Source organism: Stenotrophomonas sp. (assembly GCF_032066555.1).
Classification (GTDB): Bacteria; Pseudomonadota; Gammaproteobacteria; order Xanthomonadales; family Xanthomonadaceae; genus Stenotrophomonas.
This window is the reverse complement of the sequence record NZ_DAMBKV010000002.1, coordinates 21,885-32,619: the sequence shown is the minus strand read 5'-3', so window position 1 is coordinate 32,619 and position 10,735 is coordinate 21,885. Positions and strand designations below refer to the sequence as shown.

At 65.0% G+C, this 10,735-nt stretch carries 12 protein-coding genes; 5 read left to right on the top strand and 7 right to left on the bottom strand.

What is annotated here, in order from left to right; translation table 11 throughout:
• Positions 1–119 precede the first annotated feature (119 nt).
• The 3 genes from RT131_RS03395 to RT131_RS03385 all read right to left on the bottom strand — a co-directional run bounded on the left by RT131_RS03395 (position 120) and on the right by RT131_RS03385 (position 1,989).
• Complete coding sequence (locus tag RT131_RS03395) at positions 120–1,085, bottom strand: beta-ketoacyl-ACP synthase III (RefSeq protein ID WP_313170281.1); 966 nt, start codon at positions 1,083–1,085, stop codon at positions 120–122.
• 91 nt (positions 1,086–1,176) lie between these two features.
• Positions 1,177–1,374, bottom strand: a complete 198-nt coding sequence (rpmF, locus tag RT131_RS03390; protein ID WP_293715587.1) for a 50S ribosomal protein L32 — start codon at positions 1,372–1,374, stop codon at positions 1,177–1,179.
• A gap of 108 nt (positions 1,375–1,482) precedes the next feature.
• Positions 1,483–1,989, bottom strand: coding sequence for a YceD family protein (locus tag RT131_RS03385; RefSeq protein WP_313170280.1), 507 nt, complete (start codon positions 1,987–1,989; stop codon positions 1,483–1,485).
• A gap of 115 nt (positions 1,990–2,104) precedes the next feature.
• Between RT131_RS03385 and RT131_RS03380 the strand changes: the two genes are divergently transcribed.
• The gene (locus tag RT131_RS03380; protein ID WP_313170278.1) at positions 2,105–2,677 is read left to right on the top strand and encodes a Maf family nucleotide pyrophosphatase; all 573 of its coding nucleotides are present in this window, start codon (positions 2,105–2,107) and stop codon (positions 2,675–2,677) included.
• A gap of 166 nt (positions 2,678–2,843) precedes the next feature.
• Here RT131_RS03380 and RT131_RS03375 read toward each other — a convergent pair whose 3' ends face one another.
• Positions 2,844–4,685, bottom strand: a complete 1,842-nt coding sequence (locus RT131_RS03375; protein ID WP_313170759.1) for a glycosyltransferase family 39 protein — start codon at positions 4,683–4,685, stop codon at positions 2,844–2,846.
• Between the two features lie 61 nt (positions 4,686–4,746).
• On the opposite strand from RT131_RS03375, the gene RT131_RS03370 reads away from it, so the two are divergent.
• From RT131_RS03370 to RT131_RS03355, 4 genes are read left to right on the top strand one after another with little or no spacing between them, the layout of a single operon-like run.
• Positions 4,747–5,673, top strand: a complete 927-nt coding sequence (locus tag RT131_RS03370) for a MoxR family ATPase (RefSeq protein WP_313170276.1) — start codon at positions 4,747–4,749, stop codon at positions 5,671–5,673.
• A gap of 1 nt (position 5,674) precedes the next feature.
• Positions 5,675–6,631, top strand: a complete 957-nt coding sequence (locus RT131_RS03365; RefSeq protein ID WP_313170274.1) for a DUF58 domain-containing protein — start codon at positions 5,675–5,677, stop codon at positions 6,629–6,631.
• The gene (locus tag RT131_RS03360) at positions 6,628–8,586 is read left to right on the top strand and encodes a DUF3488 and transglutaminase-like domain-containing protein (protein WP_313170272.1); all 1,959 of its coding nucleotides are present in this window, start codon (positions 6,628–6,630) and stop codon (positions 8,584–8,586) included. The genes RT131_RS03365 and RT131_RS03360 overlap by 4 nt, the downstream gene beginning before the upstream one ends.
• Positions 8,583–9,107: a Slp family lipoprotein gene (locus tag RT131_RS03355; RefSeq protein WP_313170270.1), complete on the top strand. Its 525-nt coding sequence runs from the start codon at positions 8,583–8,585 to the stop codon at positions 9,105–9,107. The genes RT131_RS03360 and RT131_RS03355 overlap by 4 nt, the downstream gene beginning before the upstream one ends.
• Positions 9,108–9,307: 200 nt before the next feature.
• Here the strand turns inward: RT131_RS03355 and RT131_RS03350 are convergent, their stop codons facing one another.
• The 3 genes from RT131_RS03350 to RT131_RS03340 all read right to left on the bottom strand — a co-directional run bounded on the left by RT131_RS03350 (position 9,308) and on the right by RT131_RS03340 (position 10,732).
• On the bottom strand, positions 9,308–9,655 hold the full coding sequence (locus RT131_RS03350) for a histidine triad nucleotide-binding protein (RefSeq protein WP_296252765.1): 348 nt from the start codon (positions 9,653–9,655) through the stop codon (positions 9,308–9,310).
• A gap of 49 nt (positions 9,656–9,704) precedes the next feature.
• Positions 9,705–10,304 carry a recombination mediator RecR gene (gene recR, locus RT131_RS03345; protein ID WP_282270729.1) on the bottom strand — a complete coding sequence of 200 codons (600 nt, stop codon included), beginning with the start codon at positions 10,302–10,304 and terminating at the stop codon, positions 9,705–9,707.
• 107 nt (positions 10,305–10,411) lie between these two features.
• A complete protein-coding gene (locus RT131_RS03340; protein WP_313170267.1) occupies positions 10,412–10,732 on the bottom strand; it encodes a YbaB/EbfC family nucleoid-associated protein in 321 nt (106 codons plus the stop codon).
• Positions 10,733–10,735 lie beyond the last annotated feature (3 nt).

The window sequence follows — 10,735 nt, the reverse complement described above, 5'->3', positions numbered from 1 at the left end:
CTCGGCAGGGGCTCTACCGGTAAAGCCCTTGCCGAGCATGGCTCGGCACTACAGGGGAAGCCTTAACGACAACGGGCAGCCAATGGCTGCCCGTGCGGTACATCTGTATGCGGAGGTGCTTAGTAGCGCAGCAGCGCCGAGCCCCAGGTGAAACCGCCACCGAAGGCTTCCAGCAGCAACAGCTGGCCACGCTCGACGCGACCCGAACGGATCGCAGCGTCCAGCGCCAGCGGCACCGAACCGGACGAGGTGTTGCCATGCTTGTCGACGGTGACCACAACGCGGTCCATCGGCATATCCAGGCGCTTGGCCGTGGCTTCGATGATGCGCAGGTTGGCCTGGTGCGGGATCAACCAATCCAGGTCGGATTTGTCCAGGCCATTGGCCTGCAGGGTTTCATCAACCACCGAGTCCAGCGCCTTGACGGCGTACTTGAACACGTCGTTGCCCTTCATGTTGATCTTGCCCGGCTTGTCGAAGCCGACCGACACACCGATCGGATCCCACAGCAACTCCTTCTTGCTGCCATCGGCATGCAGGTGGGTGCTGAGAATGCCGGTTTCTTCGTCGGCCTTGAGCACGACGGCGCCCGCGCCATCGCCGAACAGCACGCAGGTAGTGCGATCGGTCCAGTCGACGATACGGGTCAGGGTTTCCGCACCGATCACCAGGATGTGCTTGGCGTCGCCGCTGCGGATGAATTTGTCGGCCACGCTCAGGGCGAAAATGAAGCCCGAGCACGCCGCGTTCACGTCAAATGCCGCCGAACCAGAGGCGCCAAGGCGGGCCTGGATCAAGCATGCGGTAGACGGGAAGATCAGATCCGGCGTGGTGGTACCCACGATGATCATGTCCAGCTGCGAAGCCTCGATGCCGGCAGCTTCCAGCGCGCGCAAAGCGGCGTTGTAGCCCAGGTCACTGGTGGTTTCGCTGTCGGCAGCGATGTGCCGCTCACGGATACCCGTGCGCGACTCGATCCACTCGTTGGTCGTGTCGACAATCTTGGTCAGATCGTCGTTGGTCAACACTTTCTCGGGCAAGTAACTACCAGTGCCCGCGATCCTCGAGTAGATCCGCTTGCTCATGCTGTTTCCTATTGCGCGAAGCCGCCCGCAGGCGGCCCCGGAAGAATCGGTGCAACAACCGCCACACTCAGGTGGCGGCAGCCGTCACAAATCAATCTTCTTCAACGACCGAGTTCGACTTGGTCGTGATCACCTTCTTGCCGCGGTAGAAACCGTCAGCAGTGATGTGGTGACGCAGATGCACTTCACCGGTGGTCGGATCGGTGGACAGCTGCTTTGCGCTCAGGGCGTCGTGGGCACGACGCTGGCCGCGGCGGGACGGGGTAACACGGGATTTCTGCACAGCCATGGGATTGCTCCAAACTCGGTTTCGTTTGCTTCGTCGTTTAATTGCACAGGACGCCAGCGTCCAGCACTACTCGCTTTCGCCGCAGCCGCCGACGATTACCGGCCGCAATTATTTCTTCAGCGCCGCCAATGCCGCAAAGGGATTGGCCTTGCTCAATTCTTCTTCGGTTGCGGAGAAGTCACGTTCGACCGCCTCGCTCCCCGGCGCCAGTGCAACCACCGGCACCGCCAACACCAATTCGTCTTCCACCAGATCCAGCGGCCGCAGGTTGCCATCTTCCGGCACCAGCAGCGCTTCATATTCCTCTGGAAGCGCGGATTCCTCGTCCTCGTCCTTGATCAAGCCCAAGCGCTGCTTGATCGACACCGGCAGCAGGAAGCGCTGCATGGTGCGCTGACAGATCAAGGGCAGCTCGGTATCGATGGTCAGATCGACATAGGCCACCTGCAGCACGTTGTCGCGATCAAATTCCAGCGCATACGTGCACTGGCCTTCGGTATCGGCAACCAGACCCTGCAGGCGGGTCAATTCGGACAAAGGCACCTGGCCGTCAAAGCGCCTACGCGCTACGACCATCCGCCAAGCATCCAGCAATTCGGGCACGTTCGCGGACATAAGCTGCAGAATGTTAAGGAGTAGCCCCGCCGCTGTCAAATCCAAGGCGACGGAAACATTGTCAGACCGGGGGCGGGGCAGCAGACTGCCCGTCCCGAGCTGCGTATTTTTACACATGAAGCCCCTGATTCTCGCCTCCACGTCACGATATCGCGCCGAATTGCTTAACCGGCTCAGGATTTCGTTCAGTTCGGCAGCCCCCGCGGTGGACGAAACCCCACTCCCCGGCGAACCGCCAAGCGCTCTGGCACGCCGCCTGGCCAGCGCCAAGGCCGACGTCATCGCCCGCCAGCACCCGGGTAGTTGGGCCATCGGCTCGGACCAGGTTGCCGAGCTGAATGGGCAACCTCTGGGCAAACCCGGTAGCCGCGAGGCCGCTTGTGCGCAGCTGGCGGCAATGTCCGGCCATGAAGTGCTGTTCCATACGGCCGTATGCGTCAGCAATGGCGATGCGCAACTTCAAGCCATTGATCTCACCCGCGTGCGCTTCAGGACCCTGCTGATGGCAGAGATCGAGCGCTACGTCGATGCCGAGCAACCGCTGGACTGTGCTGGCAGCTTCAAGTGTGAGGGCCTGGGCATCACCCTGTTCGAGGCCATCGAGAACACCGACCCTACCGCGCTGATCGGCTTGCCGCTGATAAAGACCGCGCAGCTGCTGCGACAGGCAGGCTATCAACTGCCCTAACCTGCGGTTTCACCGTAGCCCGGGTAAGCGCAGCGCACCCGGGAACCACTATCTACCGGTCGTTCAATACTTCTCGCCAACAGCCCCGGGTGCGCTGCGCTTACCCGGGCTACGCTGCTGCGCTTACCCGGGCCACGGCTTCAGCTGCGACAAACCGACCAGGTCGCTATTTGACCTCGAACGGCTGCTCGGCCCAGGTTTCGACACTGCCGTCATTGCCGTGCAGGCGCAGACCCAGCCAATGCCTGCCTGGTGTCAATGCCGAGGTCTCCAGGCGTGCGTCGAAGCCGATATTTGGATGCTGCGGATCGTTGGATATCTTCCAGAACGGGCGCACGTCAAAGCTGCGCCCATAGGTGGCGTCGCCCACACTGCGCCCATCCAGCAGCACTTCCACCCGCGACAAGCCGACACCGTCCTTGAAGGCCCAGCCACTGACTTCCAGTGCGCCATCCACCGTCTGACCCAGCAGCGGGGTTTCCACCCATGCCATCGCCGGCGTGACGCACGCCCCCTGTTGCTTCTGCGCTGGCAGGCGGAACAGCAGGAAGCGCTGGAAGCCATGATCGAGGGAGATCACCCGCGGCGGCGGCAACGGCCCCACCAGCTCGCAGACCTTGTGGTAGCGCGCCAGCAGGTCACGGTACCGCTGGTCTCCCGGCGCCAATACCAGCAGCACCGGCGTCGAGCGGTTGCCATCGCTGATCAGCTTCCACAACGCCAGCTGCGCGGTACGACCGTGACGATCGTTGAGCGCATGCGGCAATACCTTGATCGCCGGATCATTGAGGCGGAAGCCGAGCTCGGCCCCCACCTTGAAGCTGCCTGCCAGCAATTGGGTATCTTCCGGCATCTGCGCGAGCTCATCGCGCACCCCATCCGCCAATTGCTGCCAACCGGCGAAATTGCGCGGGTAGTACTTGCTGCCAGCCATATGCTCGCGCAGCCCCGGCGAGGCGGCGAACAGGTAGTAACCCATCGCCATCACCAGGCCCAGCGAGGTGAGCCCCCACAGCGCGCGCCGCCATGGGCGCGACCAATGGTTGAGCAGCGCCGGCACGCAGACCAGCAGTGCCAGATAGCCCGGCAGCGGCCAATGGAAGCTGACCCGCTCCACGTCGGTGAAGAAGCCCAGTGCAAAGATCAGCAAGGTGGAGGTGGCCCCTACCAAGGCAAAGTAGCGCCATTGCAGATGATGGAAACCACCCTGCGCATTGCGCAGGCCCCGGACTGCCACCACCGCCATAGCCGCGAACAGCAGCGGCGTCACCATCAGCGGCTGGATCACCAGGAACAACAACCCTTCCGATTGGAACGCCCATGGATGGCGCTCAACCAGCTGGAACTTCAGCCCTGCATCCTGGTTGTCCAGGTTCCAAGCCAGCAACGGCACCCAAGCCGCCACGCCTACCGACAGCGCAATCCATACACGCGGATCGCGCAGCATCCGGCGGCCTTCCTGCAACAGCAGCAGCGCAATGAAGCCGACGCAGATCACGCCGATGAAACGGTAATGGCTCAGCGCGCCCATCAACAGGCCGCATGCCAGCAACAAGGCGCCGCCGGCGCCCACGCCACGCAGCAAGCGTGCACCGGCATCCAGACATAGCAGCGCCGCGATCGCCATCGGCACGTCCGGCACCGCGAGGATGCCCAACGTCGCCGACAACGGCATCAACAAGGCCAGGGAACCAGCGCGCCAACCCATGCGCACGCCAAACCAGCGCGTGCAGATGGCAGCGACCATCCATGGCAGCGCCGCGCCCATGATCAGGAACGGCAAGCGCACCCCAAGCCGATGATCACCGGCAACCTCGACCCCCAGCCGCGTCAACCACGCCGTCAGGCCAGGCAGGTCCGAGTAGGCAGCAGCCAGATGCTGGCCTTCCTGCCAATAGAACGCTTCGTCCACGAACAAAGGCAATTGCGAGGCAAGCAGAACCTTGGCCGTGGTGACCAGCACCCACAACACCAGGAACGTTACGTATGCGCGTTGCTCACCCCTGATTGCCACGTACACTTCCTTCAGCCCAAATATCGAGACGACCATGACAATGGCGCCGCCCGGAATGCTAACCGAAGTAACACTACAGTCCCTATCGGCAGCGCAACAGCAGGTCAATTCCCTATTGCTCGGCAAGGCGCAGGAGGTGCGGATGGCATTTGTCGCGCTGCTGTCCGGCGGACATCTGCTGATCGAAGACCTGCCCGGGCTTGGCAAGACCACCCTGGCCCACGCCATGGCCTCCAGCCTGGGCCTGCAGTTCCAGCGCGTGCAGTTCACCTCCGATCTGCTGCCCGCCGATGTGCTCGGCATCTCGGTTTACGAAGCCCATAGCCGCAGCTTCCAGTTCCATCCCGGCCCCGTGTTCTGCAACCTGTTGCTCGCTGACGAGATCAACCGCGCACCGCCCCGCACGCAGAGCGCCCTGCTCGAAGCGATGGCCGAGCAGCAGGTGACGCTCGATGGCGTGACCCATCGCCTGCCGGATCCCTTCTTCGTGATCGCTACCCAGAACCCGGTGGACATGTCCGGCACCTTCCCGTTGCCGGACTCACAGCTGGATCGCTTCCTGCTGCGCCTGACCCTGGGCTATCCCAATGCCGATGCCGAACGTGCCCTGCTGGCTGGCGAAGACCGCCGTGATCTCATCGCGCGGGTTGCGCCCTGCCTCTCCGAGCAGGACATCCGCATGCTGCGCGACGCGGTGACCCAGGTACATGCCAGCGACGCGCTGGTGGACTATGTGCAGGCCCTGCTTACCCGCAGCCGCCAGCATCCGGGGGTGCGCGTAGGCCTGTCGCCACGCGCCGGCATCGCCCTGCTGCGCGCAGCCAAGGCGCACGCCCTGCTGCTCGGCCGCCGCCATGTGATACCGGAAGACGTGCAGGCCTTGTTCATCGCGGTAGCCGGGCATCGCCTGGTCGCCGAGGCCGAAGCGTCCTCCGGCCCGACCCTGGCGCGCGCCATCCTGCACAGCGTGCGGGTCGACTGAAGTGCGGGCAGCGTTGCGGCAACGCCTGCAATCACTGCAGCTTCTGGCCCGCCCCCGGCAGCCCGAACAACTGCCTACGCAGCTGGATCGACGTCGCATCTACGTGCTGCCGACCGGCTTTGGGCTGTTCCTGGCGGCCCTGCTTGCAGTGATGCTGCTCGGCGCGCTGAATTACAACAACAACCCGGCCCTGTTGTTGGCCCTGGTCTTGGCCGCAACCGCACTGGCCAGCAGCTTGCAGGCACATCTGCAGCTGTCCGGCCTGCGCCTGGACGCCGTTTCCGCCGATCCGGTGGCCGCCGGCACTCCCATCCGCCTGCGCCTGGCACTTGCCCGCAGCGACGGTCGCCCGCGCCGTGCCCTGCAACTGGACTGCGCGCAGGCAGGGACCCACTTCAATCTGGAGCAGCACAGCCAGGCCGAGGCCGATCTGTGGCTGCCGACCGTGCAGCGCGGCTGGCTGGATCTCTCCCGCATCCGCATCGCAACCACGCAACCACTGGGACTGGTCCGCGCCTGGGCATGGTTCTGGCCTGACGCGGCGCTGCTGGTCTATCCCGCACCGGAAGCCAATGCGCCACCGCTACCCGACGCCGGCAGCGCCTCCACCCGCACCCGCGTGCATCCGCAGGGCGAGGAGCTGCAGCAGATGCGTCCTTACCGCAGCGGCGATTCGCGCCGCAGCATCGCCTGGAAACACTCGGCACGACGCGATGAATTGCTGGTGCGCGAGTACGAGCGCCCCTACGGCGCCGAACTGGTACTGGATTGGCAGCAACTGCGCGCCCTGCCGCACGAACGTCGCATCTCCCGGCTCGCACGCTGGGTGGAAGACGCCGAGCGCGAAGGCCGCAGCTACCAACTGCGCCTGCCGGGCATGCCTGCACTGGGACCGGCCAGCGGCGACGCCCACCGCCACCTCTGCCTGCGCGCATTGGCGCTGCTGCCACCGGCATGAAGATCAATTCGCCCGCACTGAGCGCCGGCAGCCGCGCCTGGATCAACCTGGTCACCGTGCTGTGCCTGCTGCCCTTGCTGCTGCAGCTGCCTGTCACGCTTGCCGTGGTCTTCGGCATCACCACGTTGCTGGTGGCGCTGTGGTCATGGCGCAACGCCATGCCCTTGCCGCTGCGCCTGTTGCTGGTTGGCATCATGCTGGCCTGCATCTACTGGCAGATGGGCGCCAGACCCGGCCGCGACAGCGGCTGCGCCCTGCTCGCCGCGATGCTGGCGATCAAGTCCAGCGAGCTGCGCAACCTGCGCGATGCACGCAGCCTGATTGGTTTTGCCCTGTTCGCCCCCTTCGCCGCCTTCCTGCTTGACCAGGGGCCAGGCACCTTGCTGATGTCGGCAGCCGCGGTGGTCGCCGCCCTGCTGGCCCTGCAACGGCTGGCGGATGAGGAAGTCGGCATCGCCCACCTGCCGCCGCGCGCGCAGCTGCGCACGGTTGGCCGGCTGATGTTGCTGGCGCTGCCGCTGGCGTTGTCGGCGTTCTGGCTGGTACCGCGCCTGCCGACGCCGCTGTGGGGCACGCCGGAACGGGCAGTCAGCCGGCCAGGCCTGTCCGGCAGCATGCAGCCCGGCGGCTGGATCGACCTGATGGCTGACGACAGTCCGGCGCTGCGGGTGGAGTTCTTTGGCCCGGTGCCACCGCAGGACCAGCGGTATTGGCGCGGCCCGGTCCTGACCCGCTTCGACGGCCGCCGCTGGACCCGCCTGGAAAGCCAGCTCTACGGACAGCCGCCGGCGCTGCGCCCTGCCGCCCCGCGTTGGGATTACCAGATCGAGTACGAGCCGACCGACCGCCGCGAACTGGTCGCACTCGACCTGCCACTGCAGGCCCCCAACGGTGCCCATCTGGACGCCGACTACAGCCTCAGCACACCGCAACCACTCACCGCACTGAGCCGCTGGCGCATGCAGTCCAGCGCCGCCAGCGCCTTCCAGGCCGAATTGCCAGCACCTCTGCGACAGCAGGCCCTGCAGCTGCCAGAGGGCTTCAATCCGCGCACCCTGGCCCTGGCCCGGCAATGGCGCGACGAAGCCGGCAACGACCAGGCCGCCCTGGTCCGCCGTAGCCTGGACTGGATCCACCGCGAGTTCGCCTACACCTTGGCCACGCCCTTGGCCGGCCGCCATTCCGTCGACGAATTCCTGTTCGACCAGAAAGCCGGCTACTGCGAGCATTTCAGCGCTGCGTTCGTGGTGCTGATGCGCGGCGCCGGGGTGCCCGCACGCGTTGTCACCGGTTACGCCGGTGGTGTCCGCAACCGGTTCGGCAATTACTGGGTTGTGCGCCGCCTGGATGCACACGCCTGGGCCGAAGTGTGGCTGCCACAGCGCGGCTGGGTACGCGTGGACCCCACCGCAGCGGTTGCGCCGGAGCGTATCTACGACACGCTCGAAGACCGCCTGGGCGATAACGACACCGGCGGCACAGGACTGGACCTGGCCGGCCGCTGGGGCAGCCTGCTGCAATACGGTGACTACCTGCGCCGCGGCTGGAACACCGCCGTGCTGTCCTTCAACGCCGAGCGCCAGCAACACCTGCTCAGCGCCATCGGCATCAAGCAGTTGAACCCCTCGCAACTGGTCGCCTTGTTTGCCGGTTTCGCCGCCCTCACCCTGGGCCTGATGGTCTGGTTGCTGGCCCGGGGCGAACGCCAGCGTGACCCGCTGCTGCGTGCCTGGCAGCGACTGGACCGGCGCTACCAGCGCCTGGGCCTGGGCCGCGAGCCCTTCGAAACCGCCAGCGACTGGGCCAGGCGCGTCGACCGCGAACGCCCCGGCAGCGACCTGCTGGCACTCAGCCAGCGTTTCACCCAGGCGCGCTACGCTGGCGTCCGATCGGATGTCGTTTCATTATTGGCGGACCTGCACAGGCACCGCCCGAAACCCGGAGTACGAACATGAAGACCCGCATCCTCCTCGTTGCCGCTGCCAGCCTGGTGCTGGCCGCCTGTGCCACGGCCCCCAAACCGCTGCAGGGACAGTTCACCCCGGTTTCGCCGCGTGATGCGGTGGCACAGAAGCAGACCGGCGCACCGGTACGCTGGGGCGGCCGCATCATCGAAACCATCCCCGGCCAGGGCGAAACCTGCTTCCAGATGCTGGCCCGCCCGCTCAATGCCAGCGGCCGCCCGAGCACCACGTCCAGCGATGCCAGCGACGGCCGCTTCCTGGCCTGCCGCAGCGGCTTTTATGATCCGGCGGTGTTCGAGCCGGGCCGTGACGTGACCTTCATTGGCCGCATCGATGGCTACCAGAGCACCAAGATCGGCGAATACGACTACCCGCTGCCCAAGCTTGCCGCCGACGTGGTCTACCTGTGGCCGGTACAGCGCGAAGTGGAAGTAGTGCCCGCCTACCCGTACGGCCCGTGGGGCCCGGGTTGGGGTCCCGGCTGGGGCTGGGGTTACCGCGGCTGGTGGTAACAAACTGAAAACGCCGCCCCAAGGGTGGCGTTTTCTTTTTGCATCTTTGTTTGTAGGAGCGGCGTAAGCCGCGAAGCCACAGATCCATCAAACACAGCAAGGCAAAGGCAAAACCAACCCCTCCCAAACCCTCCCCTTGCCTGCGGCAAAGGGAGGGAGCACAGCCGCCCCGCTCCCACAATCAACTAAACAACATCAAATCACGCGCCGAAATGCCCCAACGGCGCACCCGCCAGAAGATGCAGATGGATATGGAATACCGTCTGCCCGGCATCTTCGCGGCAGTTCATGACGATGCGGTAGCCGTTCTCGGCAAAGCCTTCCTGACGTGCGTAGGCTGCAGCTGCCAAGGCCAGCTTGCCGATCAGATGCGCCTGCGTGGGCTGCAGATCATCCAGGGTGGGGATGACCTCGTTCTTCGGGATGAAAAGCACATGCACCGGCGCCTGCGGGGCAATGTCCTTGAAGCCCAGCACTTCATCGTCTTCGTAGACGATGGCGGCGGGAATTTCGCGACGAATGATCTTGCCGAAAATGGTGTCGGTCATGTGGGGCTCGCTGCAGTAAACGACCTACAGCTTACAACCCCCGCAGCGCTTATTCGCCGACTTCGCTGCGGCTGCCGAAGGCATGCGACAAAGTGCCGCGATCCACGTACTCAAGCTCGCCGCCCAATGGCAGGCCCTGGGCCAGGCGGCTGGGGCGCACCTTGTTGCGGCGGGCCAGCTGCGCCAGGTAATGCGCGGTGGCCTCGCCTTCAACCGTGGAGTTGGTGGCGATGATCAATTCGGTGACTTCGCCCTGCGCCAAACGCGTTTCCAGCTGATCCAGGCCCAGCTCGCGCGGGCCGATGCCATCCAGCGGCGACAAACGCCCCTGCAGCACGTAGTACACGCCGCGGTAGCTGGTGGCGTGCTCGATTGCCAGCCGATCCGCTGGTGACTCGATCACACACAGCATCTGCCGCTCGCGGCTGCTGCTGGCGCAGACCGGGCACAGCTCGGTTTCGCTGAAGTCGCGGCATTGCTTGCAGTGGCCGATCTTCTCGATGGCCTCGGCCAACACTTCCGACAGGCGCTGGCCGCCGTCACGGGCACGCTCCAGCACGTGGTAAGCCATGCGCTGGGCCGTCTTCTGGCCAACGCCGGGCAGTACCCGGAAGGCTTCGATCAGTTGTTCCAGCAGCGGCAGGCTCATCGCAACGGTCTCATCACAGCAGGCGTATCGCTAAAACAAGCGCGCGAAGCCCGGAGGCTTCGCGGCGCGGGGACGTGCATGCGCCGGGTCAGCCGGCGCGAACCACATCAGAACGGCAGCTTCATGCCCGGCGGCAGCTTCATGCCGGCCGTGGCCGAACCCATGCGGCTCTGCGATTCGGCGTCGATCTTGTTGGAAGCATCATTGAAGGCGGCGGCGATCAGGTCTTCAGCCATTTCCGGATCGCTCAGCACCGACGGATCGATGCGCACCTTGCGGCACTCCTTGGTGCCACTCAGGGTCACGCTGACCATGCCGCCGCCGGCGCTGCCGGTGACTTCCAACTTGGCGATTTCTTCCTGGGCCTTCTGCAGGTTTTCCTGCATTTTCTGGGCCTGCTGCATCATTTGGGCGATATTGCCGCGCATGGT

Bases quoted from the DNA above. Each gene is read 5' to 3' on its own strand.
- RT131_RS03385 (WP_313170280.1), bottom strand. From the start codon at position 1,989: ATGTCCGCGAACGTGCCCGAATTGCTGGATGCTTGGCGGATGGTCGTA.
- RT131_RS03395 (WP_313170281.1), bottom strand. From the start codon at position 1,085: ATGAGCAAGCGGATCTACTCGAGGATCGCGGGCACTGGTAGTTACTTG.
- recR (WP_282270729.1), bottom strand. From the start codon at position 10,304: ATGAGCCTGCCGCTGCTGGAACAACTGATCGAAGCCTTCCGGGTACTG.
- rpmF (WP_293715587.1), bottom strand. From the start codon at position 1,374: ATGGCTGTGCAGAAATCCCGTGTTACCCCGTCCCGCCGCGGCCAGCGT.
- RT131_RS03360 (WP_313170272.1), top strand. From the start codon at position 6,628: ATGAAGATCAATTCGCCCGCACTGAGCGCCGGCAGCCGCGCCTGGATC.
- RT131_RS03380 (WP_313170278.1), top strand. From the start codon at position 2,105: ATGAAGCCCCTGATTCTCGCCTCCACGTCACGATATCGCGCCGAATTG.
- RT131_RS03355 (WP_313170270.1), top strand. From the start codon at position 8,583: ATGAAGACCCGCATCCTCCTCGTTGCCGCTGCCAGCCTGGTGCTGGCC.
- RT131_RS03370 (WP_313170276.1), top strand. From the start codon at position 4,747: ATGCTAACCGAAGTAACACTACAGTCCCTATCGGCAGCGCAACAGCAG.
- RT131_RS03350 (WP_296252765.1), bottom strand. From the start codon at position 9,655: ATGACCGACACCATTTTCGGCAAGATCATTCGTCGCGAAATTCCCGCC.
- RT131_RS03340 (WP_313170267.1), bottom strand. From the start codon at position 10,732: ATGCGCGGCAATATCGCCCAAATGATGCAGCAGGCCCAGAAAATGCAG.